22 protein-coding genes, 1 tRNA gene, 2 pseudogenes and 1 CRISPR repeat array (1 of these 26 running past the window's edge) are annotated in these 26,259 nt (G+C 71.4%); of the genes and pseudogenes, 13 read left to right on the forward strand and 12 right to left on the reverse strand.

All coding sequences use genetic code 11. The annotated features are described in order from the left end of the window. Window positions 1–133: a CRISPR direct-repeat array (repeat unit 25 nt; unit sequence GGGCTCATCCCTGCGTGCGCGGGGC) (it extends 262 nt beyond the left edge of the window). A 1-nt stretch (window position 134) separates the two neighbouring features. The 8 genes and pseudogenes from CITRIK5_RS01935 to CITRIK5_RS12405 all read right to left on the reverse strand — a co-directional run. Continuing rightward, window positions 135–1,793, reverse strand: coding sequence for an RNA-guided endonuclease TnpB family protein (locus CITRIK5_RS01935; protein WP_159832977.1), 1,659 nt, complete (start codon window positions 1,791–1,793; stop codon window positions 135–137). A gap of 97 nt (window positions 1,794–1,890) precedes the next feature. Then, window positions 1,891–2,628: a hypothetical protein gene (locus CITRIK5_RS01940; protein ID WP_159832979.1), complete on the reverse strand. Its 738-nt coding sequence runs from the start codon at window positions 2,626–2,628 to the stop codon at window positions 1,891–1,893. Continuing rightward, window positions 2,628–3,242: an A24 family peptidase gene (locus CITRIK5_RS01945; RefSeq protein ID WP_023190073.1), complete on the reverse strand. Its 615-nt coding sequence runs from the start codon at window positions 3,240–3,242 to the stop codon at window positions 2,628–2,630. The genes CITRIK5_RS01940 and CITRIK5_RS01945 overlap by 1 nt, the downstream gene beginning before the upstream one ends. Next, the gene (locus tag CITRIK5_RS01950; RefSeq protein WP_159832981.1) at window positions 3,220–6,831 is read right to left on the reverse strand and encodes a hypothetical protein; all 3,612 of its coding nucleotides are present in this window, start codon (window positions 6,829–6,831) and stop codon (window positions 3,220–3,222) included. The genes CITRIK5_RS01945 and CITRIK5_RS01950 overlap by 23 nt, the downstream gene beginning before the upstream one ends. Before the next feature lie 128 nt (window positions 6,832–6,959). After that, on the reverse strand, window positions 6,960–7,841 hold the full coding sequence (locus CITRIK5_RS01955; RefSeq protein ID WP_159832983.1) for a hypothetical protein: 882 nt from the start codon (window positions 7,839–7,841) through the stop codon (window positions 6,960–6,962). Between the two features lie 56 nt (window positions 7,842–7,897). Next, complete coding sequence (locus tag CITRIK5_RS01960) at window positions 7,898–8,626, reverse strand: hypothetical protein (protein WP_140764627.1); 729 nt, start codon at window positions 8,624–8,626, stop codon at window positions 7,898–7,900. 651 nt (window positions 8,627–9,277) lie between these two features. Beyond that, on the reverse strand, window positions 9,278–9,472 hold a 195-nt coding region (locus CITRIK5_RS01965; RefSeq protein WP_236557126.1), incomplete at its 5' end, for an IS3 family transposase. A gap of 1 nt (window position 9,473) precedes the next feature. Further along, window positions 9,474–10,279: pseudogene (locus CITRIK5_RS12405) on the reverse strand (transposase); the annotation flags it as partial. A gap of 272 nt (window positions 10,280–10,551) precedes the next feature. Here CITRIK5_RS12405 and CITRIK5_RS01980 point away from each other — a divergent pair. Further along, window positions 10,552–11,064 (forward strand): annotated as a pseudogene (locus tag CITRIK5_RS01980) (IS3 family transposase); the annotation flags it as partial. 478 nt (window positions 11,065–11,542) lie between these two features. On the opposite strand, the gene CITRIK5_RS01985 reads toward CITRIK5_RS01980, so the two are convergent. Together CITRIK5_RS01985 and CITRIK5_RS01990 are read right to left on the reverse strand one after the other, a co-directional pair. After that, window positions 11,543–12,388 (reverse strand): alpha/beta fold hydrolase, encoded by an 846-nt coding sequence (locus CITRIK5_RS01985; RefSeq protein ID WP_002857740.1) that lies wholly within the window; start codon window positions 12,386–12,388, stop codon window positions 11,543–11,545. Between the two features lie 87 nt (window positions 12,389–12,475). Continuing rightward, the gene (locus CITRIK5_RS01990; RefSeq protein ID WP_201294442.1) at window positions 12,476–13,222 is read right to left on the reverse strand and encodes a DUF72 domain-containing protein; all 747 of its coding nucleotides are present in this window, start codon (window positions 13,220–13,222) and stop codon (window positions 12,476–12,478) included. A gap of 40 nt (window positions 13,223–13,262) precedes the next feature. Between CITRIK5_RS01990 and CITRIK5_RS01995 the strand changes: the two genes are divergently transcribed. The 9 genes from CITRIK5_RS01995 (at window position 13,263) to CITRIK5_RS02035 (ending at window position 20,814) form a co-directional block, all read left to right on the forward strand. Further along, window positions 13,263–13,457 (forward strand): AbgT family transporter, encoded by a 195-nt coding sequence (locus CITRIK5_RS01995; RefSeq protein WP_255351321.1) that lies wholly within the window; start codon window positions 13,263–13,265, stop codon window positions 13,455–13,457. 55 nt (window positions 13,458–13,512) lie between these two features. Continuing rightward, window positions 13,513–14,469 carry a glutaminase A gene (gene glsA / locus CITRIK5_RS02000; RefSeq protein ID WP_060974229.1) on the forward strand — a complete coding sequence of 319 codons (957 nt, stop codon included), beginning with the start codon at window positions 13,513–13,515 and terminating at the stop codon, window positions 14,467–14,469. A gap of 113 nt (window positions 14,470–14,582) precedes the next feature. Then, entirely contained in the window at window positions 14,583–15,521 is a 939-nt protein-coding gene (locus tag CITRIK5_RS02005; RefSeq protein ID WP_159832989.1) for an SDR family oxidoreductase, read from the forward strand. Next, window positions 15,518–16,588, forward strand: coding sequence for a nucleoside hydrolase (locus tag CITRIK5_RS02010; protein ID WP_159832991.1), 1,071 nt, complete (start codon window positions 15,518–15,520; stop codon window positions 16,586–16,588). Before CITRIK5_RS02005 ends, CITRIK5_RS02010 begins: the two co-directional genes overlap by 4 nt. Before the next feature lie 80 nt (window positions 16,589–16,668). Further along, the gene (locus CITRIK5_RS02015; protein WP_123243993.1) at window positions 16,669–17,502 is read left to right on the forward strand and encodes an aldo/keto reductase; all 834 of its coding nucleotides are present in this window, start codon (window positions 16,669–16,671) and stop codon (window positions 17,500–17,502) included. A 131-nt stretch (window positions 17,503–17,633) separates the two neighbouring features. Then, window positions 17,634–18,557 carry a phage holin family protein gene (locus CITRIK5_RS02020; protein ID WP_123243992.1) on the forward strand — a complete coding sequence of 308 codons (924 nt, stop codon included), beginning with the start codon at window positions 17,634–17,636 and terminating at the stop codon, window positions 18,555–18,557. 149 nt (window positions 18,558–18,706) lie between these two features. Next, the gene (locus CITRIK5_RS02025; RefSeq protein WP_020624488.1) at window positions 18,707–19,348 is read left to right on the forward strand and encodes a CDP-alcohol phosphatidyltransferase family protein; all 642 of its coding nucleotides are present in this window, start codon (window positions 18,707–18,709) and stop codon (window positions 19,346–19,348) included. Between the two features lie 126 nt (window positions 19,349–19,474). After that, a complete protein-coding gene (locus CITRIK5_RS02030) occupies window positions 19,475–20,695 on the forward strand; it encodes a glycosyltransferase (protein ID WP_060974056.1) in 1,221 nt (406 codons plus the stop codon). A gap of 45 nt (window positions 20,696–20,740) precedes the next feature. Next, window positions 20,741–20,814 (forward strand) — tRNA-Ile (locus CITRIK5_RS02035). 61 nt (window positions 20,815–20,875) lie between these two features. Here the strand turns inward: CITRIK5_RS02035 and CITRIK5_RS02040 are convergent. Continuing rightward, complete coding sequence (locus CITRIK5_RS02040; protein WP_036339471.1) at window positions 20,876–21,760, reverse strand: LysM peptidoglycan-binding domain-containing C40 family peptidase; 885 nt, start codon at window positions 21,758–21,760, stop codon at window positions 20,876–20,878. A 312-nt stretch (window positions 21,761–22,072) separates the two neighbouring features. Here CITRIK5_RS02040 and CITRIK5_RS02045 point away from each other — a divergent pair, with 312 nt between their 5' ends. Further along, entirely contained in the window at window positions 22,073–23,275 is a 1,203-nt protein-coding gene (locus CITRIK5_RS02045) for a glycosyltransferase (protein ID WP_081097755.1), read from the forward strand. Here the strand turns inward: CITRIK5_RS02045 and CITRIK5_RS02050 are convergent. Further along, complete coding sequence (locus CITRIK5_RS02050) at window positions 23,211–23,885, reverse strand: M23 family metallopeptidase (RefSeq protein ID WP_060974055.1); 675 nt, start codon at window positions 23,883–23,885, stop codon at window positions 23,211–23,213. The two genes, CITRIK5_RS02045 and CITRIK5_RS02050, sit on opposite strands and share 65 nt — an antisense overlap. Window positions 23,886–24,289: 404 nt before the next feature. Between CITRIK5_RS02050 and rpsB the strand changes: the two genes are divergently transcribed. Both rpsB and tsf read left to right on the forward strand, forming a co-directional pair. Next, entirely contained in the window at window positions 24,290–25,156 is an 867-nt protein-coding gene (gene rpsB / locus CITRIK5_RS02055; RefSeq protein WP_061866738.1) for a 30S ribosomal protein S2, read from the forward strand. Window positions 25,157–25,259: 103 nt separating this feature from the next. Further along, on the forward strand, window positions 25,260–26,096 hold the full coding sequence (gene tsf / locus CITRIK5_RS02060) for a translation elongation factor Ts (RefSeq protein WP_061866737.1): 837 nt from the start codon (window positions 25,260–25,262) through the stop codon (window positions 26,094–26,096). Window positions 26,097–26,259 lie beyond the last annotated feature (163 nt).

Raw genomic sequence — 26,259 nt, forward strand, 5'->3', positions numbered from 1 at the left:
GCGGGGCATCCATCGACTACCTGCTGGTGGACGAGGCGCACATGGGCTCACCCCTGCGTGCGCGGGGCATCCTGGTCAAGCTCGCGCTTGTCCTTGACCAGCTGGGGCTCATCCCTGCGTGCGCGGGGCATCCTCTACCTGACTGGGCCGAATACGTCCGCTTCCGCGTGTTCCCGCTCGATGTGAGGGGTGTGGGATGACCAGCCAGTTGCCCGGCTGGATCTGCCCGCACCGCGCGGTGCGGGCTTGACGCTTCGGCGCTGCCACCCGGTGGGCCCACCCGATGGTGGGGTCCGGCCAGCAGCTCGGCGTCCGTTTTGGCTCTCCCCATTGCCCTGGGCGAGCTCGACCCGGTGACCCGTGCCCTCCTGCACGGCCCACGCCCGGATGTTGATCGCGGCGTTCACGTCGCGGTCGATCACCAGGGCGCAAACCTCGCATTCGTAGACGCGCTCGCGCAGGGACAGCGTGGCTTTGACTGCCCCGCAGCGCGAGCACGTCTTCGAGGACGGCGCGAATCGGTCGATCATCTTCACCTGGGATCCGGCCCAGGAGGTCTTGTAGTGCAGCTGCGCTCGCAGCGTGCCCAGGCCGGCGTCCAGGATGGCCCGGTTCAGGCCGGCCTTCGCCGCGACGTTCTTGCCGGGGTGCTCGATGGTGCCAGCCGCGGAGCGGGTCATCCCGGCCACGTTCAGATCCTCGAGGGCCACGATCGCGTAGTCGCGGGCCAGGCGGGTGGACACCTCGTGGAGCATCCCGGTCCGGCGCAGCGCGACCTGATGGTGCAGCGCGCTGATCTGCCGGCGGACCCGCTCGCGGCGGCGGGAGCCGCGCTCGGTGCGGGCCAGGGCACGTTGCAGCCTGGCCAGTCGGCGGGCCTGGGCTTGGCCAGCGCGCGCGTTCGGGATCAGCTCCCCCGTGGACAGCGCAGCCAGGTGCTTCACACCCAGATCCACACCCACGACGCCGTTGGCGCGCTGGCGACGGGAGGGGCCACGGCGGAGGGTCACTGGCTCGGCCACGAGCACCGAGGCGTACCAGTGGCCGCCGGCCTGGGAGATCGTCACCGAGCGCACCACGGCCCCCCGCCGGCACGAGCGCACCAGCCGGGTCGTCTTGTCCATCGTGCGGATCGTTCCCAACGAGGCCAGGCGCAGGTGCCGATGGTCGGTGATCACCCCTCCCCTGGCCTCCCCGCGCTTGTACGCGGTCCCGGCGGCGCCGATGACCTCCGGCGCCGGGATCGTGAACGAGTCCCGCGACCGGCCCTTCTTCTTGAACCGCGGCAGCCCCACCCGCCGGCCCGCGCGGGCACCGCAGGCCGAGGCCATCCAGTTCTCCGTGGCCTTGGCCGCGTTCTGCAGCCCCGAGACCAGCACACGCCGCGGCACGGTGTGCATCCACGGCTGCGCGTACCTCTCGTCCGCCCACACCTGCCCCGGGTCCGCGCCGGCAGCGATCGCTTCGGCCGCCTCACGGTGCGCACGGACCATCGGGGTCAGGTGCGCGGTGGCGAACTGCTGATACCCGGCGACCTTGAGCGCCGAATCCGCAGCCCGCTCCGCCTTCATCCGTCCCGCCAGCTCCTCCACCGGCACCCCAGCCTCCGCCAGCTCGCGGCGCCGGTCCCAGCCGGCCTGCAGCGCGGCCCGGTTGTGCGCGGTGAGCATGTTGAACGCCACCCGCGCGGCCCCGGCGTACTGGCCCAACAGCTCCAGCTGGCTGGCGTTGGGGTCCAGTCGGTGCTTGAACGCGCGCAGCCGCTGCGTCGGGGCATCGGTGGCGACACTCACGGGCCGGACCTCCTCGCGCTCACACCTGACCTGGAAGACATCCCCGATGCTCACCAGCGGACCGGACACGATAAGCACCCGCCCCCGACCGGCGGGCTCAGCCGCGCACGGACAGCCGCGCCATCATCTCCGCCGGCCCGCCGATCGCCACCACGGCCCCCGGCGTCTGCAGCGCCGCCGACACCGCCGCCAGCACGGCCAGCGCCTGCCCTCGAGTGCCCGCGTCCTCCACATGCACCACCTCCACGCCCTCCAGCGCCTCCAGCTGCGCCACCAGCGCCGCCGCACCTCCCACAGCCACCAGCTGCGGCACCGCCCGAACCCACTCGGCCGCCGGCTCCGGCGCGTCCTCCTCACCCTCCCCGGGACTCATGGCCGGCACCGCGGCCTTCCTTGACCGGCGCCCACGCCTCTTCCGCGCGGGCTCCTCCCCAGCAGGATCCGCGGCGGCCGGCGCATCCGCCGCGGCCACCTCTTCGCCCGCCTCGCCCTCCTCGCTCTGGACGTCCGCGCTCGCGGACGTGGGCAGGGTCATGCCCTTGTTGTGGAGGCGGCGGACGAGCATGTCCCAGCTCTTGCGGTCCTGTCCGGTGAGGGTGTCCGGGTCGATCAGGGTGAGGGCCTGGATCAAGAGGCTCTGGTCGGGTTCCTCGAGGTAGGTGAGCACGATCAGCTCGACGCGGCCTTCCTTGCCGGCGTCGTGGCCGGGGTCGCCGGGCACGGGGTGCTCGGCGGTGAGGGTGTCGAGCTGGGTGTGGGTGAGGGCGGCGGTGATGACCTCCACCAGGGCCTTGCGGTGGCGGACAGTGAACACGGCGGTGGGGGTGTCGGTCATCAGAGCAGGCTCCAGATCAGGGTGAGGACGGAGCCGGCCAGGATGCCCGGTCCCATGGGGATCCTCTCGCGGCGGCGGACGGCGCGCATCATCGTTAGCGCCGCCGGCAGGGAGAGCACGAATCCCAGCCCCAAGGCGAGCAGGGTGGCGCCGAGGCCGTGAACGCCCCAGGCGAGCGCGCACACGGCGGCCAGCTTCACGTCCCCCATGCCCATGCCGCCGGCCAGGTTCAGCAGGAACAGGCCGATGCCGACGGCGGCCGCGGCGGCCAAGGCTGGCAGTAGCAGGGCCGGGTGCACGGCCACGGCGGCCAGCGTGCCGGCTCCGAGGGCGAGGACCAGCCAGTTGGGGATGCGGTGGTGGCGCAGGTCGGTGACGGCGATCGGTGCGCCCAGGGTCAGCTGCAGCATGGTCGCGGTGACTGAGACGGCCGCGGTGCCGGGGAGCTGGCCCAGACCGGCGACGAGGGCGGCCGCCGCGGCTCCGGCGGCCGCGGCGGCGATGGTGATGCCTCGCCGAGTGCGCCGGGAGGGCATCCGGTAGGGGCGGGTGTCGGCGGGCGCCGAGCCGGCGTCCGCCGATGTGCACAGATCAGGCGACGACGCGGTAGCCATGCTCTCGCAGGGTGTCGATCAGCTCCACGGTCTCGTCCTCTGGCTCCAGGCCCTCCTCGAACTCCTCGAGCCAGGTGTAGAGCTGCTCGACCAGGCGGGAGACCTCCTCACGGTTGCCCGCGGCGGCCTCGGCGGTGATCGCATCGCGCCACATGGCCTCGCTGGCGGGGTCCACGGTGCGGCCCACGCGGGCGGCGAGCTGGGCGTGGCCGTGGTGGCCTGCAGCCAGAGAGCGGTGCACGAGCTCGTGGGCGGCGTCGCAGATCAGCTCGACCATCTCCTGGTGCAGGTCGTCGGCCCAGGCGACGTTCTTGGACTTCGCGTGCTGGAACGGGGCTCCGCGTACCAGACGCATCCCGGCGACCAGGGCGGGGGTGGACACGGTGGCCGGGTCGTTGCCGATCAGGGAGCGCAGGATCTGCCAGTCCGTGGTGACGCGCGGATCCAGGCGATAGCCGTCGGAGGAGGCGCGGGGGAAGAACTGAGTGCCGTCCTCCTCCTGGCCCAGGTACTTGCGGGTCTGGGCGGCGAGCTTGTTGCGGTTGGAGGAGGCCGTGGTGCCACTGGGGTCGGCGTTGGGCCAGAACGCGGCGTGGTAGGCCTCGGCGGAGGCCCCGGGGTGCAGAGCCAGGTACGCGGCCAGGGCCACGCAGCGCTCGGCCTGCTGGTCGGAGACCTTGCCGGTGGAGGCGCTGACGGGGGCCTCGCCGCGGGCGCCGACGATGCGCATCGGCCCCAGCAGGGACACCAGGGGCACCTCGGGGGTGACCTGATCGAGCAGGTCCGCGGCCTCGCAGTCCAGCTCGCTCTCCTCGGTCTCCAGGCTCAGGCGGGTGACGGTCGCCGCAGCCGTGGCCGGGGCGGCCTCATCCTGGACCTGCTCGGTCTCCTCGTGGTCGTGTTCCGCGGTCTCCTCGGCGGCGGCCGGGGTAGCCACGGGCTCCTGCTCGGGCTCGGCGGCCGGGCGCTCCTGCTCTGCCTCGTCCGCCTCCGGTTCGGTGGTGTCCGACTCCTGCTCGTCCGCGTCCGTCTCGATCTCCGCGGGGGTCTCCTGCTCTTTGGACTCCGCGGCGATCGTCTCGGGTCCGTGCGGCTGGTCGTCCTCGGCCGTGGGAGCCGACGGCTCCTGCGCGGTCTCCTCGTGCTCGTCGGCGGTCGGCGCGGCAGCCGCCGCGGGCTCAGTCTCGTCGATCAGCTCGTCCTGCTCGGCTTCGGCGGTCTCGGCCGCGGGGGCCTGGTCGTCCTCGTCGGTGGGGGTGAGGTACTCGTCGTACTCGGCGGGCCCGGTGGTGATCTCCATGCCGTGGTCCGTCTCGTCGTGCGCGGTGGCCGGAACCAGGGACAGCTCGGCGGTCTCTGTGTCGTCCTCGAACCCGTAACGCTCGGTGTCCTCGTCCTCATGGGTGGGCACGATCGTCAGGTGGGTGGCCGGGCGGCCCAGGATCGCGGCGAGGTCCACGGTCTGAGTGCCAGAAGCGTCCGTGTCCTCAGGGTCGGCCAGGGCGGTGGCGAGCACGGCGATGATGCGCTGGGCCTCGGCGGCGGTGATGCGCTGCGGGGTCAGGTGCAGCCCGGCCGGCTCCAGGTCGGCATTGTCCTGGTCCACGAGCTCCAGATGCCAGGGCGCCGAGAGCGGGTTCTGCGTGGTCACCGCGGCCACGCCCAGCCGGGGAATGGTGCGGGTGAGCTCGCGGAGCTGATCGGCCTGCGCGTCGGTGGGGTCCACACCCAGCAGGACGATCTCCGGGGCCCATTCCTGTTCGATCCCGGCGCCCTTGGCCTCATGCACGGTGGCGACGCCGGCCTCGTCCAGAGCGGCCTTCACGTCCTCAGCACGTCCAGCAAGCATGCGCAGCAGCTCGTCCAGGTCGTCCACCTGACGGACGCGTCCGGTGCCGACGGCGGAGGCCAGGCCGGGAGCGACGCCCACGAGAGTCACCTGCAGCGACTCGCCCCAGGCGGAGGTGGCCAGCTCCACGGCCATCGCATCCAGGGCCTCGGAGACCAGCTGGCTTTCCCCTTCCAGGCCGAGGGTGCCCAGGTACTCGAGGTCCAGCAGCAGCTGGGCGCCGGTGTCGTCCTTGCCTACGGTCACCAGGGCCGGATAGGGGGCTTCGGGCATCTGCTCGAGTCCCTCGATCTGCCCGGACTCGATGGTCCACACGGTGCCCTCCTCGTCCTCGCGGACGAACGGGGCGGGCAGCTCGGCGGCCGCGGGGGCGGCGAGGTAGAGGGCGATCTGCTCGTCGGTGACGCGCACGCAGAACATCTCCGGCAGGGTGATGTGCTCGCTGGCGGCCCACAGGGCGACGGCGCGCAGCACCAGATCGAGCTCGTCCACGGCGGGCTGGTCGGCCACGGTGCGCAGCTGGGCTTCGATTTGGGCGTCCTCGCCGGCGGGGCGGGGCACCTGCTGGCCGGGCTTACGGCGGCGGCGCTGGGCCATGCGGCGGGCGCCGATCAGGCCGAGCACGCCGGCGGCGAGGGTCGCTCCGATGCCGCCGGCGGTACGCCAGTCGATCTCGTCGGAGCCGTCCACGGCCCCCTGCTGATCGACGTGGGCGGCCTGGGCGGGCGCGGCCTGCTCCTGCACGGGCTCGGAGTAGGTGGCCCCGGGCACCGCGGTGCTCTGCTCGGTGGTCTTGTGCTGCTCGGGCTGCTCGGCGGCCGGGGCGGCATCCTGGGCTTCCTGCACCTGGCGCTCGGCGGTGCCTGCGGTGGTCTGCTGCTGGGCATCGGCGGCCGCAGGGGCCTGCTCCGGCGCCTCGGCCGCAGCGGGCACCTCCTCGAGACCAGGACGATCCATCATGTCGGCGGCATTCAGGCCACCCACCTCGGCACCATCAGCAGTACCCGAAGTCCTACTGGTACCTGTAGTACCTGCAGTACCGGTTTCCGTGGTGGGGGTGTCGGTCGCGGTCGGCGCGGCCGTGGAGCCGGTGCCGGCCGGGGCGTTCACGGCCCCGTCCACGGGCACCTCCCAGCCGGCGTAGATCAGGTTGGGATCCTGCAGGGAGCGTCCGTCGGGCTGTTCCACGCCCTGCATCTGCTGGGCCAGGTCGCTCCAGCGGCTCTCGTCCCCGAGCTGGGTGCGGGCGATGCCGGCCAGGGTGTCGCCCTCGCGGACGGTGTACGTCTTTGCCGCCTCGTCAGAGGAGGGGGCCTGGCGGGGCTGATCGAGCACCTGGGAGACGCTCGCGGAACCGGCGCCCGGGCTACTGGAGGCGGCCGGGGCGTCCTGGGCCATGGCCGGGGCACCACTGCCGATGGCCAAGACCGCGGCGACCAGGCTGCCGGCCAGTGCCTGCTGGGCGCTCAGGCCCTTGAGCTGCGGGGCGCGCACGTTGCGGGCCTGGGCGACCAGCTCGATCACTACGGACACCGCGAAGGACGCCCAGGCGGCCCAGCCGATCAGGGGCAGGATCGTGCCCATCAGCACGCGTCCCCCGTAGTCCACTCCGGTGAGGGCCTGGCGCAGAGCGTCGAGCTCCGGGAGCGGGTTGCCACCCAGCGCAATCAGCGCCACGGGGATGCCGATCAGCAGCGCCAGCAGCAATGCCAGCGCGCCGAGTCCTCTGAGTGTCCGCATGATCGTGAGCTCCTCCAGTGCAGATGCGATCGGTCTCCTACCCGGGTAGGCCTTCCCGGAAACGAAACATCTCGCGTCGGGTAATCTCAGATTACCCGACGCGAGATGTCCGCGGCACTCCCCCAGCCTCAGCCGCCGGGCTTGACGTTCACGGCCTGCAGCTCACCGATCACCACCGGCTGAGAGCTGCGCGTGACCGTCTCAATCACCCCGGACTCCCCCCCGGCCGACCACTCCACCGCCCACGTGGTCACCGCCGTCACGTCGTACTGACCCGTCTTCTTGTACGTGTACCCGCACGAGGGCGACTCCTCACGCCCATAGCGCTCGCTGTACGGGGTACCACCGGTGTTGCAGACGACCTGCTGGCCATCACCCATATCCCAGGTCACGAACAGCGGACGCGCCGTGCCCGTCACCGAGAGTCCGTCGATCTCACGAGCCACTGTGTACGGACCCCACGCCTGCGGGTCATGCGTGTTCTTCACCCACATCCACGCCGGCAGACCCACAGCACCCATGGCGTTCGAATCGGACGCCACCGAGCGCGGCACCATGCCCATCTCCACGCCCTTGAGGTTCATCTGCGTGATCAGCTGACGAGCCGCCTCAGCAGGGGTGGTCGCGGCGGCAGCCGTCGAATCCATCCACCGAGTCGGGAGCCCCTGCTGGGCCAAGAGGGCGTTCTGCGGGGCGCACTGCTCCCAGGCCCCCCGCGTCGGATCCTTTCCCGCTGGAGGGGCCGGCTGTGGGGCCATGATCTGCCACACACACTCACGCACCGGATCCCAGTTGGTGTCGCAGTTGTACGGGGTCTTCCAGTCCTGGTCACCCGGCGTGTTCACTTCACAGAAGTTTGCCCGCTTAGGCTCACCGCTCACCGGCTGCACCGGCTGAGACAGATCCCCGCCGCCAGGCGCGCCGGGGATCTCACCCTTCACGACGCAGAATCCAGCCAGGCAGTCCGCATCACCAGCCGCGAGCGCGGCAGGAGCGGCAGCGAAGGTCATCAGAGTCAGGGTGGCAGCAGCGAGCAGGCTGCTACCCAGGGGGGCTCGGGAGCGCGTCAGCATGTCGTCGGGTTGCCCTTCTCGTCGCGCTCGACATCGCGGGTAGTCACCTTCCAGGCCTGATCGTCCGGCTCCCAGGTCACGATGTAGGTGATCTCGTACCGCAGGGCGGAGCCGGAGGACACCCGCTTGCCGTCCTTGTCCTTGACGACCACTCCGGTGTTGTCCTCGCAGACCCGTAGCTGGGCGTTGGCATGCTGGGTCAGATCGCCCTTCATGGTGGAGGTAGGGCCGATGATCGGCTCGAGCAGCTCGATCTTGGACTTCCCCGAGTAGGACTGTCCCGCAGTCTCAATAGGCTTCATCTGCTCTGCCAGCTTGGACAGATACGGCTCTCGCACAGCGACAGCCAGCTGCTCCTTATCGACACTCCCACCCACGAACTGAGCGTTCTGGATGTCGTAGAGCCGCTGCAGCGCTTCGAAGCCCTTGATCTGAGCCGTCTGATCATCCTTGGGCTGCGGGGACGTGACCGGCTCGAACGACGGCGCCGACGACGAGGACGCCGCAGACCCCGAAGAAGCAGGCTGCGAGCTCGTCGCACTCACGGAGGAACTCTGGGAGGCGCTCGCGGAAGAACTGGTCTCCGTCGGAGCCTGGGAGGTGCTGCTGGAGGCAGCGGAGGTGGTGCTGGCCTCCCCGTTGCCGGCGGTCCCGTTGCAACCGGTGAGGGCGAGGGCAAGCACGAGGCTGGCTCCAGCCAGAGTCTTGGTGCGGGTGGTCATGGCGATCTCCTTCGGTGGCGTCCCCTCGTGCAAAGGGGTGATCATCTACAGGTTACCTGGCGCGTTCTTTACGGTCGAGCGTCTGCTGTGCAAGCTCTAGGGCTTGGCGTGTCTCCGGCAAAGCGGCTTCGATGCCGTCCATCAGCTCCGCGCCTCCCACGCTCCTGAGCGCGGCATACCGGTCCTGCGGGTCCAGGCCGACTTCATCCCAGCGCAGCCAGCCAGTCACCGCGAGCGCGAGGCCGAGGTGCCATCCGGTCCATGTGCAGAGCTGGGTGAGTTCGGGGATGGTCCAGGAGCCGCGGCGTTCTTTGGTGCGCAGGGTGTTGTAGGGGATGTGGAGGAGCTGGTGGGCGGCATGTTTGCGGCGTTGGCCGCGGTGGCCGGCGGGCTGGTTGGGGGCGGACGACCTGCTCGGGGGTGTGACGCTTCCTGCTGTTCGTCATGATCTGACCAGTCTCCCTGCCCGCGACCGCGGGCAACAGGACGACTCTCATAACGACTGGACCTACGAAACGGGGTCAGCCCACTGGGCCATCTGGCATCGATGAACGATCGCCCCTGTCAGATGCCTCTATGCATTGGCCGGTGACGGTCCGCGGGCCTGGTCTCGTGCTGGGGGTCTGCCATGAGTTTGCTTGACACGAGTTATCAGGCGGCGGCAGCCGCCTGGACTGATTGAACCATCTCGAACTCGACAGGGGTGAGCTTCCCGAGACGGGCCTGCCTACGACGGCGGTGATAGGTCCGCTCGATCCAGCTCACGATCGCGAGCCGGAGCTGGTCGAAGGACTGCCAGCGACGCCGGTTCAGCACGTTCTTCTGCAACAGCGCGAAGAAGGATTCNCCCATCACGGTGGCCAGCACCACCACCCAAACGGGCAAACCAGCTGGCCACCAGTGGGCAGTTCTGATGGCCACCAGCGGGAAGAAACACTGGCCGCCTATGGGCAGAACTCAATGGCCCTTGACACCACAGCTGGTTCGGCTTCTCAGCGGCGAACTCACGACGAACCAGATCATCATGAACGGCAGGGCCAGGACGCTTGCCCGAGCCGCGACGGATCGAGTGGCAGCAGCGGACCTTCACGAGCCGACAGGCCTTCAACACCTGATGGTCCGACACGGCCAGGCCACGGCCGCGGAGCTCATCAGCCAGGAACCGGTATCCGAACTCCGGGTCATCGGCATGGGCATCGAGGACGGCGTTGGCGGCATGCGCGTCGGACCATTCCCGCTCGCTGACAGGTTCGGCCAGCCACTGGTAGTAGGCCTGACGGGAGAACCCGAGGACCCGGCAGGAGAGTTTCACGGGAATCCCGTCGCGGGCCAGGTCCTTCACGACGGGATAGGTCATTTTGGGGACTGACCCAATTTCAGGTTCGCCTGGGACAGATACGCGGCCGCACGCCGTAGGACCTCGTTCTCCATCTCCAACTCGCGGTTGCGGCGCTTGAGAGCCTTCAGCTCCTCGTTCTCAGCCTTGGTGATGCCGGGCCGGATCCCGGCCTCGACATCATCCTGGGCCAGCCAGCGCCGTAGGCAGGACTCGGCGATGCCGAAGTCCTTCGCGACCTGCGCGATCGGCATCTGACCCTTACGGGCGATCGCGACCACGTCCTGGCGGAACTCTCGGGGGTATGCAGCGGGCATGGGGTCATCCTTCCAGCAGTCCCTCCCGGGACCACAGATCAGATGTCAACCAAACTCACGGCAGACCCTTTCCTCCTACGGGTCAGGACGGGGGTGCCGGGCCAGAGGTCTCGGGCGGGCTGGGCACGGTGGGTGGGGGTGAGCGATAAAGGCAACGAGCAACGCGGGCAAACCAGATGGCCAGCACCGGGCAGTTCCCGTGGCCATCACTGGGCAGTCCTCATGGCCGTCAGCGGGTCATTCCCTGGCCACCTATGGGCAGCTTTTCATGGCCGCTTACACTGTGGCTCACGGACATCTCAGAGCATTGGGCCGGGGATTCCAAGCTCTATCTCTGCGCGGTCAAGGACGTGTTCTCGAACCGGATCGTGGGCTACTCGATCAATCGGCGGATGAGCTCGCAGCTGGCCGTGGACGCCCTGCAGATGGCTCTGGGCCGGCGTGGAGGCAAGGCCGAGGTGCAGGGTTGCCGGGTGCATTCGGATCGAGGATCGCAATTTCGAGCCAGGCGGTTCGTGGAGACGCTCCGGGTCAACGGCCTGGTCGGGTCGATGGGCAGGGTCGGTGCTGCTGGGGACAACGCGGCAATGGAATCCTTCTTCGCGCTGTTGCAGAAGAACGTGCTGAACCGGCGTCGCTGGCAGTCCTTCGACCAGCTCCGGCTCGCGATCGTGAGCTGGATCGAGCGGACCTATCACCGCCGTCGTAGGCAGGCCCGTCTCGGGAAGCTCACCCCTGTCGAGTTCGAGATGGTTCAATCAGTCCAGGCGGCTGCCGCCGCCTGATAACTCGTGTCAAGCAAACTCATGGCAGACCCTTCTCACGCGCCTGAATCTCGCCGTCATGGATCGACAGCACCTCGGTCTGTGCGCCAGCCCGCTCCAGAAGCGCCGCGCAGGCTCTGACTGACCGACATCAGGAAGCACTTCACGGCTGAGGAGAAGCTCTGTCTCTGCGCGAACAAGGCCGTCGCAGGCCGCGGCGGTGCAGCCGTGGTGGCTGGGTGCCTGGTGCACGAGGACCGGGGCTCGCAGTTCCGATCTGGCCTATTTCAGGACGCGCGCACCCGTCATGGGCCGATCGGCTTCGTACTCGACGTCCTGACGCGCGGTTCTGCCGGCCGGTCGGCCTGATCCCGCGCTCCGGGTGATCACGGCGTCGGATCGAGCCTGACAGGTCAGCGTCGGCGCCGTGGTGGATGGCATGCACCACCCCCACGAGCGCCGTGTCGCGTTCAGTACTCTGGTGGGCCTACCTGCCCCCTCACTCCGCCAGGAATTCCAGCAGGATCCGGTTGAACTCCTCGGAGTGGCTGGTGTTGAAGCCGTGCGGGGCATCCTTGACCAGTTCGACGCGGCTGCCGTCGATCGCCTTGTGCGTCCGCTTGCCGGAGCCCTTGAACGGCACGATCTGGTCGGCGTCGCCGTGCAGGACCAGGGCCGGCACGGTCACTGCCGGCAGGTCGCGGCGGAAGTCGGTGGCCCCGAACGCGTCCATGCAGGCCAGCGCCGCCGTCTGGTCGGACTGCAGCGCCATCCGGATGGCCTCCTGGCGCTGCTCCTCGGTGACCTTGAGGCTGCTGGTCAGGCCGGCCAGCTTGGGGGTGGAGAAGAACGTCGTCGTGAAGTCGTCGAAGAACGACTCGCGGTCCTTCTCGAGACCCGCGCGCATCTCGGCGGCCTGCTTCTCGGTCAGCGGGCCGTCGGGGTTGTCGTCGGTCTTCAGCAGGTACGGGGGCACCGCGCCGGCGAACACCACCGAGTGGATCCGGTCCGCGCCGAACCGGGACATGTAGCGCGCCACCTCGCCACCGCCCATCGAGAAGCCCACGAGCGTCACGTCACGCAGGTCGAGCTCGGTGAGCAGACCGTGCAGGTCGGCGGTCATCGTGTCGTAGTCGTACCCGCCGGCGGGCTTCTCCGAGGCGCCGAAGCCCCGCCGGTCATAGGTGATCACGCGGTAGTGCGGGGACAGGGCTGCGACCTGGTCCTTCCACGAGTCGAGGGTCAGCGGCCAGCCGTGGATGAGGACCACGGGACGCCCGTGGCCGGCCTCCTCCACGTTCAGTCCGATCGTGCCGTGGTCCGTGGGGATCTGCATGAGGGTCATGTGCGTCTGCCTTCCTGTGCTCTCGGGGGACGACGGCGGCGCTCGGCCGCCGCTTCCTCCTCACGCTAGGCACGCGCTCGGCACGTGTCAGGCTTCGGTCTCCGCCATCCTGCGCAGCGTCAGCGCGTTGAACGCGGCGTGGCCGTGGTTGTCGTTGTTGAAGTAGACGTAGGCGGGGCGCGCGCCCGCCGCGTCCGCGCCGGTCAGCTCCCGCAGCCGCTTCACCCAGGGGGCGAGCTCGGCGTCGGAGAACGAGCCGCCGTAGCGCCAGTCCGGGTCCGCGTTGTGGAAGCGCACGTAGGCGAGGCGCCCGGTCGCGCGCAGCACCGGCTCCCGCCCGGCGATCACCGAGACCACGAACCCCGCCCCGTGCCGGTCGAGGAGGTCGAACACGTCCTCGTCCAGCCAGGACTCGTGCTGGACCTCCACCGCCACGCGCACCCGCTCGGGCAGCAGGCCGAGGAACCCGGCGAGTCGGTCGTCGTCGCGGTGCAGGTTGGCCGGCAGCTGCAGCAGCAGCGGCCCGGCGTGGTCACCGAGCAGGTCCAGCGTGTGCACGATGCGCTCCACCCAGTCCTGCGGCTCGTTGAGCTTGCGGTAGTGGGTCAGGTAGCGGGAGGCCTTGACGGCCATCTCGAAGCCGGCGGGCAGGCGCTCGCGCCAGGCCTCGACGGTGCTGTCCGCCGGCCAGCGGTAGTGGGAGCCGTTGAGCTCGACCGTCCGGAATCGCTCCGTGTAGTGGTCGAGCTGATCGGCGATCCGCAGCCCCTGCGGGTAGAAGGTCCCGCGCCAGTGCCTGTAGGTCCAGCCGGAGGTCCCGATCCGCACGTCCATCCCCCGACGATAGCCCCGGCACGGGTTCCCGGGTCTTGCCTTGACCCGCCGCGGCAGGCGTAGCGTCCCGCTGATCATCGCGGTGGCTCAGAGGTACGACCGGAAGATGGGCATCGGCTCCCTGATCGCCACGATGCTCCCGTCCTCGATCGCCTTCCTGCCCGCGTGCACCGGCATGGTCATCGGCTGGATGCGGCTGGACCTGCCGATGGGCCCGAATGCCCCGGTCCAGTGAACGCCGTGACCGGCCCGGCGCCCGCCCGCCTGCCCGTCCACTACTGTGACCAGGAATGGACACGACGCGATTCGACGACGACCTGCGCGCGATGCTCGACGAGGTGGAGTCCGACCGCCGCGGCGAGCCCTCCGACTACCTCGAGGACGTCGCTGGCCAGCATGTGGACGGCCTCGCCGTGGCGGTGTGCACGGTGGACGGCCACCAGGCCGCCGCCGGGGAGACCGAGCACGCCTTCGCGCTGCAGTCGGTCTCCAAGGCCCTCACCTACGCGGTGGTGCTGCAGGAGATCGGCCTGGACCACGTGCTGGAGCACGTGGGCGTCGAGCCCTCCGGTGAGTCGTTCAACCACCTGTCCCTGCACGACGACGGCCGGCCGTGCAACCCGCTGATCAACGCCGGCGCCATCCTGGTCCACTCCCTCCTGCCCGCCGGGGACGAGGACGAGCGGACGGCCCTGCTGCTGCGCCGCTACAGCGCGCTGGCCGGCGTCGAGCTGGAGGTCAGCGAGGACGTCCTCGACGCCGAGCGCACCCGCGCCGACCGCAACCTGGGCCTGGCCCACCTGCTCGCCGACGCCGGCCGGCTGCCCATCTCGGCCCGCGAGGCCGTGGCCGGGTACCTCGCGCAGTGCTCGGTCCTGGTCACCGCACCCCAGCTGGCCGTCATGGGCGCCACCCTCGCCGCTGGCGGCACGAACCCCGTGACAGGGGAGCGGGTGCTGGACGAGTGGGTAGCGCAGCAGGCGATGTCCGTGATGCTCACCTGCGGCATGTACGACGCCAGCGGCCAGTGGGTGGCCGAGGTCGGCGTGCCCGCGAAGTCCGGCGTCTCGGGCGCGCTGCTCGGCGCCGTGCCCGGGGCCCTGGGCATCGCCACGTGGTCGCCGCGCCTGGACGAGCAAGGTAACTCCCGGCGTGGCATCGGGTTGTTCGAGGGGCTCAGCGCACGCTGGGACCTGCACGTGCTCCAGCACCGTGGCGCCCTGCGCGGCCTCAGCGGGCCCCGCTGACCCCGCGTTGACGCCTAGCCGCCGCGGCGCCGTCGTCGCGTGGGCCACGCCGCCGACGACGCCGCGCCCCGTCCCTTGTCACCCTCTGGCGCTCGCCTCGTAGCATCGGGCCCATGACCACTCCAGAGAAGAAGGACGACGCCCCCGCGATCCCCGTGCGGGACTCGCAGCTGGCCCACGACGACCCGCGCACCCGCCACCCGAAGCTCCGCGTCGCCAAGCAGCGCCAGCCCGAGCCGGGCCTGGACGTGAAGACGGATCCCGTCCCGGACATCGGTCTGGACTCGTACCGGGGGATGGGCCGGCTGACCGGCCGCAAGGCCCTGATCACCGGCGGCGACTCCGGCATCGGTGCCGCGGTCGCCATCGCCTACGCCCGTGAGGGCGCGGACGTCGCCATCGCCTACCTGCCTCAGGAGCAGCCCGACGCCGACCGCGTCCTGGCGGCGATCGAGGCGGCCGGGCGCACCGCCGTCGCGTTGCCGGGCGACCTGATGGACGCCGACTACCGCGCCGCCCTCGTGGACGAGGCCGCGCAGCGCCTCGGCGGCCTGGACATCCTCGTGAACAACGCGGGCAAGCAGTTCATCTCCGATGACCTGACCGATCTCACCGACGAGCAGGTCCACGAGACGTTCCAGATCAACATCATGTCCATGTTCACGCTCAGCCGCGCCGCGCTGAAGCACATGGGCCCGGGCAGCACGATCGTGAACACCACCTCGGTGCAGGCCTACAACCCCAACCCGAGGCTCCTCGACTACGCGGCCACCAAGGGCGCCATCAACAACTTCACCAAGGGCCTGGCCGAGCAGCTCGGCCCGAAGGGCATCCGTGTCAACGCGGTGGCGCCCGGGCCCATCTGGACGGTGCAGCACGTGTCCTACGGTGAGCCCGAGGAGAAGCTGCCCGAGTTCGGCCACAGCACCCCCATCGGCCGCGCCGGCCAGCCCGTGGAGATGGCGCCCGCCTACGTGTTCCTTGCCTCGGGCGAGTCCAGCTACGTCAACGGCGAGACCCTCAACGCCAACGGCGGCACGCCCACCCCGTGACCGCCCGCCTCCTCGCCGACGTCGACACCGGCATCGACGATGCCTGCGCCCTGCTCCACCTCGTGGGCGCCCACCGCCTCGGTGTCGGCCCCGAGCTCGCGGCCGTCACCACCACGGGCGGCAACGCGACCGCCCGGGACTGCGCCCTCAACACCGCCGCGGTGCTGGACCTGGCCGGTCGGGCCGACGTCGAGGTGGCCGTCGGTGCCGAGACCCCGCTGCGCCGCCCTGCGGTCACCACCCCGGAGACCCACGGCGACGGCGGTCTCGGCCATGCCCGGATCGTTCGGCGCCCCGAGCGGCTCTCGTCCCGGCCCGCCGTGGACGTGTGGCTGGACGAGCTGCGGGCCCACCCCGGGGAGACGACGATCCTCTGCACCGCGCCGCTGACGAACCTGGCCCTCGCCCTGCGCACCGAGCCGCGCCTGCCGTTCCTCGCCCGCGGCATCGTGATCATGGGCGGCTCCTTCTATCATCCGGGCAACACCACGCCCACCGCCGAGTGGAACACCTGGGTGGACCCGGACGCCGCGAAGGAGGTGTTCGCGGCCGTCGAGGGCCTGCCCGAGGACCGCCTGCCGATCGTCTGCGCGCTCGAGACCACGGAGCGGATCGAGTACACGCCGGCCCTGCTGGACGGCCTCTTGGCCGACGCCGGGGCCCGCCCCGTCGGCTGGTCCGCGGACCGGCCGCGGGTCGCCGGGCCGGCCGCCGCGACCGGCCGCCCCGTCCTGGACGTGCTCGCCGACGCGCTGCGCTTCTACTTCGAGTTCCACCACGACTACGACCAGGGCTACATCGCCCACCTGCACGACCTCTTCGCCGCCCAGGTGGCCGCGGGCCAGGCCCGCATCGCCACGCGGGCCACCGTCGTCGACGTCGAGGCGGACTCGGAGCTGCTGCGCGGCACCACCGTCCACGACACGCGGGACATCTGGGGCAGGCGCCCCAACGCCCAGCTCGTCACGGCCAACGACCCCGCGGAGGTGTTCGCGGCCTTCGCCCGCGCGGTGGGCGCCGTCGTCGCGGGGGAGCGCACGCTCGACGGCGGTTCCCCGGCCCGGTGACCGCCGTCGGGAATGCCCCCCGTCCGCGTGCGGTTGCACCCGAGGCATCCGCCCGACCCCGACCCTCCAGGAGCTCCCTCATGACCGACGTTCCCACCGTCCCCTTCCACGACGGCCAGCAGATCCCGCAGCTCGGGCTCGGCGTGTGGCAGGTCGAGGACGACGTCGCGGCCGACGTCGTCGAGCAGGCGATCCGCGCCGGCTACCGCCACATCGACACCGCCGCGATCTACGGGAACGAGGAGGGCGTGGGCCGCGGCATCGCCGCGTCCGGCGTCGCCCGCGAGGAGCTGTTCCTCACCACCAAGGTGTGGAACTCGGACCAGGGCTACGAGGAGGCGCTCGCCGCCCTCGACGTCTCGCTGGACAAGCTCGGCACCGACTACGTCGACCTCTACCTCATCCACTGGGCCAAGCCTGCGCAGGGGAAGTACCTGGAGACGTGGAAGGCCCTGATCGAGGCGCAGAAGCAGGGCAAGGTGCGCTCGATCGGCGTCTCCAACTTCCCGGCCGCCCAGCTCGAGGAGATCATCGAGGCCACCGGTGTGGTGCCCGTGATCCACCAGGTCGAGACCCACCCGTACTGGCAGCAGCGTGAGCTGCGCGAGGTCGAGGGCCGCCACGGCATCGTCCACGAGTCCTGGTCCCCGCTGGGTCAGGGCGGCGACCTCCTCGCCGACCCCGTGGTCACGGAGATCGCCGAGGCCCGCGGCGCGACGCCGGCCCAGGTGGTCATCGCGTGGCACCTCGCCCACGGCTTCGTGGTCATCCCCAAGTCCGTGACGCCCGAGCGCATCGTCTCGAACCTCGAGGCCGCGGGGGTGGAGCTGACCGACGACGACGTCGCCCGGATCGACGCGCTGGACCGCGAGGACGGCCGTCTCGGCCCCGACCCGGCGGTCATCGACTTCTGATCCAGCCGCCATCGCGCGCACCCGGCCCGTCCCCCTGGGGGCGGGCCGGTGATAGCTTTGCTCGAGAATGCCCGGCGACCGCCGCGCCGCCCGGGCGCATCTGTCCAGGCACTCCACGGAAGGCATGCACCATGTCCCACCAGGCTCCCCCCGCCGATGCGTCGAAGGTCCGCGCGCCGCGGACCGCCGTCCCGGTGACCCCGCAGACCCGCGCGAGCTCGCTGACCGACCTGCTCGGCGCCGTCGTGCGCCTGTTGCCCCTGCAGATGAAGGACGAGCTCGAGCTCGCCAAGAGGCACGTGGCCGCGAAGGGCAAGAAGGCCGGCATCGGCGCCGGCATCGCGGTGGTGGGCCTGTTCTTCCTCGCACTCATGGTGGTCGCCCTCGTGGTGACCCTGATCGGCGCCTTCGCCGACCCGAGCTTCTGGTTCCCGGCGCTGATGGTGGCGCTGGCGTTCCTCGTGCTCGGCCTGATCTTCGCCGGCGTCGGCCTCATGATGGTCAAGGGCGCCATGCCGCTCGTGCCGCAGGAGATCGTGCGCAACCTCGAGTACGACCTCGGCTACCTCAAGGAGGGCAACGCCTTCGATCCGGCCGAGTACGACCGCCTCAAGGCGGAGCGCGCCGAGGCCAAGCGTGTCGAGGCCGCCCGCGAGGCCGAGCGGAAGAAGGTGGAGAAGGAGGAGAACAAGAAGGCCCGCAAGAACGGCGAGGCCGCTCCCCATCCGGACCGCGCCGACGCCAGCGAGGCGGAGATCCGTCGCCGTGCCGACCTGCGCCGCCGCCACCTGGGCGACATCCGCTCCGGCCTGGACGAGAAGACCAGCGTGAAGGGCCAGCTCGCGGCCTTCGCCGCGCAGCGCAAGGGTCGCGGCGTCACCCCCGAGACCGCACACGCCACCGAGCAGACCGCGCCGTTCACCGGTGCCGCCCGCGCGGGGGAGCGGACCGCCGAGGCCGAGGACTACGTGAAGGACAACTGGCAGCCGCTCGCGCTGCTCGGCGCCTCCTCCGCCGCGTTCGTGGCGCTCGCCGGCCGCCTGCGCCGCCGCTGACCCGGGGGGGGGTGCCCGCCCGCCCCTGAGGCCCCGATCCCCACGGATCGGGGCCTCGTCGTCTGCGGGGAGGGGCGACGGCGTCGGTAGGCTGGGCGTGTGGGGCGCCCGGCGGGGGCGTCCGCCCGCGGACCCTGGAGGAGCGACCCATGCGTGTGATCGACGTCGGCCTGCGCGAGGGCCACGAGTACCGCGTCCGCGACACCTGGCTGACCGTGCCGAACCTCATCACCCTGGCCCGCTTCGCCCTGGTCCCGGTGTTCGTGTGGCTCACCGTCGACGGCCGGCACCTGGACGCGTTCGTGATCCTGGCGGTGCTCTCCGGCACGGACTGGGTGGACGGCTACGTGGCGCGCCGGTTCGACATGATCTCCACGGTCGGGCGGTGGCTCGACCCGGTGGCGGACCGCCTCTCCCTGCTGGTGGTGGCCGTGACGTTCGTGGCCACCGGCATCGCCCCGCTCTGGCTCGCCCTGGCCATCGCGATCCCGGACCTCGTGCTCGCCGCCGTGTGCCTGTGGCTGTTCGGCGGCAGCCCGGATCTGCCGGTCACGGTCCTGGGCAAGGTGCGCACCGCGCTGCTGCTGGTGGGCACGCCCCTGCTGCTGCTCGCCCGTGTGCCGGGGGTCGACGGCGGCCCGTGGAGCGGCGTGGCCCTGGCTCTGGTCGGCGCCGGTTGCCTGCTGCACATCCTCGCCGCGGGGGACTACCTCGTGCGCGCGGTGGGCAAGGCCCGCGGCCTGCGGGCGGACGGTCAGGACCCGCGCGAGCACCCGTCCCGCCGGGGCTGACCCCCTCGCGCATCCTCGTGCCGGCGCCGACGGTTGCTACCGTGGGACGCGCGCCGTGCCCGCGGCCGATCCTCACGGCACGGGCCGGGCGCCGTCGTGCCATCGCCACCACAGAGAGGGACCGCCGTGTCCGACCGTCCCGGGATCGCCGCCGACCGCCCCCTGAAGGTGCTGATCGCCGCAGACACCTATCCGCCGCACGTCAACGGGGCCGCCACCTTCGGCCACCGCCTCGCCACGGCGCTGCACGCGCGCGGCCACGAGGTCCACGTCGTGATGCCGCGCAGTGACGCCGGCCCGGACACCGTGGAGCACCGGCCGGAGGCCACCGTGCACCTGCTGCGCTCCCTGCCGGCGCCGACGCACGAGTACTACCGTGTGGTGCTCCCGCGGCATGCCAAGATCTCCTTCCGCCGCATCTACCGCGAGGTCCAGCCGGACGTCGTGCACGCCCAGTGCCACTACATGATCGGCGAGGCCGCCATCAACGAGGCCGAGCGGCGCCGCATCCGGATCGTCTCCACGAACCACTTCATGCCGGAGAACCTCGAGCCGTTCCTGCCGTTCCCGCAGTGGTTCCTGGACACCGTCTCCCGGGTGTCGTGGAAGGACATGGGTCGACTCATGGGCAAGGGCGCGGTGGTCACCACCCCCACGGCCCTCGCCGCGCAGGCCATGGCCGAGCACGCCGGCCTGGACAACGTTCTCCCGGTCTCCAACGGCATCGACGCGAGCGCCTACGAGCTGCAGCCGGGGGAGAGGGTGGACCATCCCGGCCATCCGGTCGTGCTCTTCGTGGGGCGGCTGGCCGTGGAGAAGAACGTGGAGGTGCTGATCCGTGCGATCGCGCACCTGGCCCGCACCCGCCCCGACCTGGACGTGCACGCCGAGATCGTCGGCGACGGCGAGCAGCGCGACCGCATCCGTGCCACGGTGGACGAGGAGGGGGTGGCCGACCGCGTCCTGCTGCGCGGCCACGTCTCCGAGGAGGAGCTGCGGGCGGCCTACCTGCGCGCCGACGTGTTCTGCCAGCCGGGCACGGCGGAGCTGCAGTCCCTCGTGACCCTCGAGGCGCTCAGCGCGTCCACCCCGGTGGTCCTCGCGGACGCCCTCGCGTTGCCCCACCTCGTGGACGAGGGCGTCAACGGCCACCTCTTCCCGCCCGGGGACCACGTGGCCCTGGCCGATCGGATCGCCCGGATCCTCGACCTCTCGGACGCGGACCGCGCCGCCATGGGCGAGGCGTCCCACGCGAAGGCCCTGCATCATTCCGCCCAGAAGACGGTGGACATCTTCGAGCGCCTCTACCGCGGCGCGACGGCCGCCGAGGTCCGCGCGATGCTCTGAGACCCGTCGGTAGGATGGGCGGGTCCCGCGCGATGCCGCGGGGGAGGGGCGTTAGCTCAGTCGGTCAGAGCAGGGGACTCATAATCCCTGGGTCGCGGGTTCAAGTCCCGCACGCCCTACAGAAAACGGCCCCCGGCCGCGCGGTATGGCGCGGGCCGGGGGCCGTCGTCGTGCCGGTGCTCAGTAGCGGGCGGCCACCGCGAGCATGTCGGACTTCATGATCGTCGTGGAGGTGAACACTAGGCCCGCGTCCTCGTTGAGGGCGTGGGCGAGCTGGCCGCCGCCCATGTACATGGCCGTGTGGTAGATGCGGCCGGTGGACTGGTTCGCATAGAACACGAGGTCGCCGGGCTGGGCCTGGGAGATCGGCACGTAGGACTTCGCGGCGAGGTACTGGTCGCCGGCGCGGCGCGGGATGGAGATGCCGGCCCGGGCCATGGCCTGCTGGGTGAGGCCGGAGCAGTCGAAGCCGGAGGGGCCGTTGCCGCCCCACACGTAATAGGAGGACGGGTTCCGGACGGCGGAGCGCACGTAGTCGACGGCAGCCTGCTTGGACGCGGGCGCCGGCGCAGGGGCGACGGCGGGGGCGCTGGAGGTGGAGACCGAGGTGGTCTTCAGGACCATCCCCGGGTGGAGCATGGTCGAGGAGCTCATGCCGTTGATGGACTGCAGGATCGAGGCGGACACCCCCGTGCGGTAGGAGATGATCCACCAGCCGTCGCCGGCCAGCACGGTGTAGGTCGAGCCCGAGGTGGACGGCGCCGGGGCCGGGGTCGGGGTGGCAGTGCCGGAGGTCTTGAGGACCATGCCGGGATGCAGCACGGTCGCGGCGGTCATGCCGTTGAGCGACTGCAACCTGGACATGGAGACGCCGGTGCGCTGGGCGATGATCCACCAGCCGTCGCCGGAGCGGACGGTGTAGGCGGTCTCGGCGGCCTGGGCGGTCTCGGCGACGGACACGGTGCCGACGCCGGTCAGGGCGGCGGCGCCCAGGGCGAGGGCCACGGAGGCGGCGGCGGTGCGGGGGGCGCGACGCACAGCGGCGTGCGAGGAGGTCACGGACATCGGATCTTCTTCCCGGACAGGACCTGCGGCCCGTGAGGGCGGTGCCTCCGGGCGATGCCCGGAACGAGGCCGGACCGCGGGTGCGAGTTGACGAGCAGTGCGGATGACCGGGTACGCGAGGACGCGGAGGAAGCCCCGGTGTGGCGGATCGGCTGTAACCGATCCGTGATCAAGATACACGATCGTTATCGAAACGCAATCAGAAATTCGGATGACGTCCAGGTGGCCGATCGGCGCTCGACGCGCCCCGGTCGGCACCTACCGTGCGCGGCTGTCCCCGCCCCTCTCCGGCGCGGCGCTAGCGTGGTGCGGGTGAGCCCCTCCCGCCCCCTGCGCCTGCTGATGGACGCCCGCTACACCCGCACCGACTTCCACGACGGCATCTCCCGCTACGGCGCGAGCCTCATCGAGGCGGTCGCCCGCCGGACCGACGCGCCGGGCCCGGAGGGGGCCGACGTCGAGGTCGAAGTCGCGATGCTGATCTCGGACGAACGACAGCTGGCCCTGCTCCCGGACGGCGTGCCGTGGCACCTCGTCTCCGGCCCCACCTCCCCACGCGAGCCGTTCGTGGCCCGTCAGGTCGCGCGCCTGCGACCGGACGTCGTCTTCTCGCCCATGCAGACCATGGGGTCGTGGGGGCGGGACTACGCGCTGATCCTCACGCTCCACGACCTCATCTACTACGAGCACCGCACCCCGCCGCGGAACCTGCCCGAGCCGATCCGCTGGCTGTGGCGGGCCTACCACCTGACCAAGACCCCGCAGCGGCTCCTGCTCGACCGCGCGGACGCGGTCGCCACGGTCTCCCGGACGACGGCGGAGCTCATCGACCGGCACCGCCTCACCCGGCGTCCGGTCCACGTCATCGCCAATGCGGCGCAGACGGTACCGGAGCCGCGTGACCCGGACGAGACCCCGGACCGCACGCTGCTCTACATGGGCTCGTTCATGGACTACAAGGACGTCGAGTCCCTCGTGGCGGCCGCGCCCCTGCTGCCGGGCTACGCGCTGCACCTGCTCTCCCGCATCAGCCCGGAGCGCCGCGGGCAGCTCGAGGCCCGGCTGGCCGCGCGCCGCGCCGGCGCAGGGGCCGCCGGCGCGGACGTGGTCTTCCACGACGGCACCGACGAGGCCGAGTACGTGCGCCTGCTCCGCCGGGCCACCGCGGCCGTCACCCTCTCCCGCGCCGAGGGCTTCGGCCTGCCCGTGGCCGAGGCGATGGCCCATGGCACGCCGGTGGTGTGCTCGGACCTGCCGATCTTCCGCGAGATCGCCGGCGCGGGCACCCCGTCCTTCCGGGGTGTCCCGCTCGAGGGGGACCGGGCGGCCGCGCTCGCGGCCCGCGTGCGGGAGCTCGAGGACCCCGCCGAGTTCGCCGCGGCCTCCCGGGCGAGCGTCGCCCAGGCGGCCCGGTTCAGCTGGGACGAGTCCGCCCGCCGGCTTCTGGACCTCACGGCCGCGCTGGGTGTGGCGCGGCGTGCGGCCAGAGCACGGACGGGCCGCTCCAGCCGATGAGCACCAGCGGGTCGAGGTAGCGGTCGAAGGCCGCGTCCCCCACCCGCCAGCCATCGGGCTCCCGCACGCCCCAGTGCACGCACGCCCGCGGGCAGTGGGGTGGCGCCCCGGCCAGTCGCCCCACGGGGTCGCCCGCGTCGACGACGGCCCCCACCGCGACGTCGGCCTCCACCGGCTCGAGGGAGCTGCGGGTCCCGTTCGCGTGCTCGAGGGTCAGCACGGGGCGGTCGACCACGACCCCGGCGAACACGACCCGGCCCGCCGCCGGCGCCTGGATCGGAGCCCCGGTCTGCACGGCGAGGTCCACGCCCCGGTGCCCCCGACTCCACGGTCGCTCGGGTGCGACGAACGCGCGGAGCACGTCATCCGGGGCGGCGCCGGCGACGGGCGGGTGCCACGCGACCGGCGCGGCCGTCGCGCCCGGACCTGCCGGGGACGCCGCGACGAGGAGCAGCGCGTCGCGCGTGGACGGTGCGGGCGTGGCCCGGGACACGGGGCCGAGGTCGCCCATCCCCAGGGCGAGGACGAGCCAGGCGAGCAGGGCTGCCGCGACGCACCCCGCGATGCGCGGACGCGGGAGCGGACGGGGGAGGAGCGTGCGAGGGGTCATGGCGTCAGCCTGGCGTCCCGGGCGGCCGCGTGGCGGGCCCGCAGTCCCATCGTGGAGAGCGCCCGCCGCACCGGCCCCTGTGCAGGAGTCGGCGATGGGAGCGGTCGCCCACCTGGGGTAGGATTCACCTCAGCGGTGTCCTGTGGCCGGCCCTGTGCTGTGCCCCGGACGCCGACTCCGCGCATCGCGGTGGGTCGCTTCAGCGGCCCAGCCCCCACGCTCGGTCCCGTCCCCGCCGTCCTCCTGGAGAGGACGTCGGCGCGGGTGCTCGTGGGGCCCGGCAGCCCGCCGTCGTGATGCCAGGGGCCGCCCGACCGGGCCGGCCGCCAACCGTCAAGAAATCGACCGGCAGACCGCCCGCGCGTGAAGCGCGGGGTGCCACGGCTGCCACAGAAGGGAACGTCATGCCCGTCGTGACCATGCGCCAGCTCCTCGACTCCGGTGTCCACTTCGGCCACCAGACCCGCCGCTGGAACCCCAAGATGAAGCGCTTCATCTTCACCGAGCGCAACGGCATCTACATCATCGATCTCCAGCAGTCGCTGTCCTACATCGACCGCGCCTACGAGTTCGTCAAGGAGACCGTCGCCCACGGCGGCACCATCCTGTTCGTCGGCACCAAGAAGCAGGCCCAGGAGGCCATCGCGGAGCAGGCCGGCCGCGTGGGCATGCCCTACGTGAACCACCGCTGGCTCGGCGGCATGCTGACCAACTTCTCCACCGTCTCCAAGCGCGTGCAGCGCATGAAGGAGCTCGAGGAGATCGACTTCGAGGACGTGGCCGGCTCGCAGTTCACCAAGAAGGAACTGCTGCTGCTCAACCGTGAGCTCGAGAAGCTGCAGGCCAACCTCGGCGGCATCCGCAACATGGCCAAGACCCCCTCCGCCGTGTGGGTCGTGGACACCAAGAAGGAGCACCTGGCCGTCGACGAGGCCCAGAAGCTCGGCATCCCGGTCGTCGCCATCCTGGACACCAACTGCGATCCGGACGAGGTCGCCTACCCGATCCCGGGCAACGACGACGCCATCCGCTCCGTGAACCTGCTGACCCGCGTGGTCGCGGACGCCGTCGCCGAGGGCCTGATCGCCCGTCAGGGCGGCAAGTCCGGCCAGGCGGCCGCCGAGCCGATGGCCGAGTGGGAGCGCGAGCTGCTCGAGCAGCACAACGCCCAGCAGGCCGAGCAGGCTGAGCAGGCCGAGGCCCCCGCCGCCGAGGCGCCGGCCGAGCAGGCCGAGGCCCCCGCCGCCGAGGCCGCCCCGCAGGGCGAGTGATCCCGGCCGGTCCGTCCGCCCGGCCCCACCCGGCCGGGCCGACGGGCCGGTTCAGACCCCGAACATCCCGCACAACCCACACCACGGGAAGGACCGAACGAGCATGGCGAACTACACCGCTGCTGACATCAAGGCCCTGCGCGAGCGCACCGGCGCCGGCATGATGGACGTGAAGAAGGCTCTGGACGAGGCCGACGGCGACGCCGAGAAGGCCATCGAGATCATCCGCGTGAAGGGCCTCAAGGGCGCCACCAAGCGCGAGGGCCGCTCGGCCGCCGAGGGCCTCGTGGCCGCGACCGTCGAGAACGGCGTCGGCGTCATGATCGAGCTCAACTGCGAGACCGACTTCGTGGCCAAGGCCGACAAGTTCATCGCCCTGGGCGACGTGGTGCTGCGCGCCGCCGTCGCCTCCGGCGCCACCGACGTCGACGGCCTGCTGGCCTCCGACTACGAGGGCCGCACCCTGGGCGACTACGTGACCGAGGAGGGCGCCCTGCTGGGCGAGAAGGTGGCCGTGCGCCGCCTGGCCCGCGTGGAGGGCGCCTACGTGGACGCCTACCTGCACAAGACCTCCAAGGACCTGCCGGCCCAGGTGGGCGTGCTCCTCGCCGTGGACGCCGACTCCGCCGAGGCCAAGACCGCCGCGCACGACATCGCCGTGCACGTCGCGGCCTACTCGCCCACGTACCTCACCCGTGAGGACGTGCCGGCCGAGACCGTCGAGAACGAGCGTCGCATCGCCGATGAGACCGCCCGTGCCGAGGGCAAGCCGGAGCAGGCCCTGCCGAAGATCGTGGAGGGCCGCCTGACCGGCTTCTTCAAGGAGATCGTGCTCGTGGACCAGCCGTTCGCGAAGGACCCGAAGCAGACCGTCGGCAAGGTCGCCTCCGACGCCGGCACCAACGTCACCGGGTTCGCCCGCTTCCGCGTCGGCAACTGACCGCCGCACCCGGACCGGCCGCTCCCGGTCCACGCCCCGCGGGGGCGTAGGATCGGGAGCGACCCGAGGTCCACTCCGGCGCCGGATGGCGCCGACGACCATCGCATGACGGGGTGGCCGCCCCGACCGGGCGGCCACCCCGTCCGCGTGTCCGCCCCCGGGA

It is taken from the genome of Micrococcus sp. 116 (genome assembly GCF_902506395.1).
Taxonomy (GTDB): domain Bacteria; phylum Actinomycetota; class Actinomycetes; order Actinomycetales; family Micrococcaceae; genus Micrococcus; species Micrococcus luteus.

Excerpts from the sequence above, each read along its gene's own strand:
- CITRIK5_RS01940 (WP_159832979.1), bottom strand. The coding sequence starts at position 2,628 with ATGACCGACACCCCCACCGCCGTGTTCACTGTCCGCCACCGCAAGGCC.
- CITRIK5_RS01945 (WP_023190073.1), bottom strand. The coding sequence starts at position 3,242 with ATGGCTACCGCGTCGTCGCCTGATCTGTGCACATCGGCGGACGCCGGC.
- CITRIK5_RS01950 (WP_159832981.1), bottom strand. The coding sequence starts at position 6,831 with ATGCGGACACTCAGAGGACTCGGCGCGCTGGCATTGCTGCTGGCGCTG.
- CITRIK5_RS01955 (WP_159832983.1), bottom strand. The coding sequence starts at position 7,841 with ATGACCTTCGCTGCCGCTCCTGCCGCGCTCGCGGCTGGTGATGCGGAC.
- CITRIK5_RS01960 (WP_140764627.1), bottom strand. The coding sequence starts at position 8,626 with ATGACCACCCGCACCAAGACTCTGGCTGGAGCCAGCCTCGTGCTTGCC.
- CITRIK5_RS01985 (WP_002857740.1), bottom strand. The coding sequence starts at position 12,388 with ATGACCCTCATGCAGATCCCCACGGACCACGGCACGATCGGACTGAAC.
- CITRIK5_RS01990 (WP_201294442.1), bottom strand. The coding sequence starts at position 13,222 with ATGGACGTGCGGATCGGGACCTCCGGCTGGACCTACAGGCACTGGCGC.
- glsA (WP_060974229.1), top strand. The coding sequence starts at position 13,513 with ATGGACACGACGCGATTCGACGACGACCTGCGCGCGATGCTCGACGAG.
- CITRIK5_RS02005 (WP_159832989.1), top strand. The coding sequence starts at position 14,583 with ATGACCACTCCAGAGAAGAAGGACGACGCCCCCGCGATCCCCGTGCGG.
- CITRIK5_RS02015 (WP_123243993.1), top strand. The coding sequence starts at position 16,669 with ATGACCGACGTTCCCACCGTCCCCTTCCACGACGGCCAGCAGATCCCG.
- CITRIK5_RS02020 (WP_123243992.1), top strand. The coding sequence starts at position 17,634 with ATGTCCCACCAGGCTCCCCCCGCCGATGCGTCGAAGGTCCGCGCGCCG.
- CITRIK5_RS02025 (WP_020624488.1), top strand. The coding sequence starts at position 18,707 with ATGCGTGTGATCGACGTCGGCCTGCGCGAGGGCCACGAGTACCGCGTC.
- CITRIK5_RS02040 (WP_036339471.1), bottom strand. The coding sequence starts at position 21,760 with ATGTCCGTGACCTCCTCGCACGCCGCTGTGCGTCGCGCCCCCCGCACC.
- CITRIK5_RS02050 (WP_060974055.1), bottom strand. The coding sequence starts at position 23,885 with ATGACCCCTCGCACGCTCCTCCCCCGTCCGCTCCCGCGTCCGCGCATC.
- rpsB (WP_061866738.1), top strand. The coding sequence starts at position 24,290 with ATGCCCGTCGTGACCATGCGCCAGCTCCTCGACTCCGGTGTCCACTTC.
- tsf (WP_061866737.1), top strand. The coding sequence starts at position 25,260 with ATGGCGAACTACACCGCTGCTGACATCAAGGCCCTGCGCGAGCGCACC.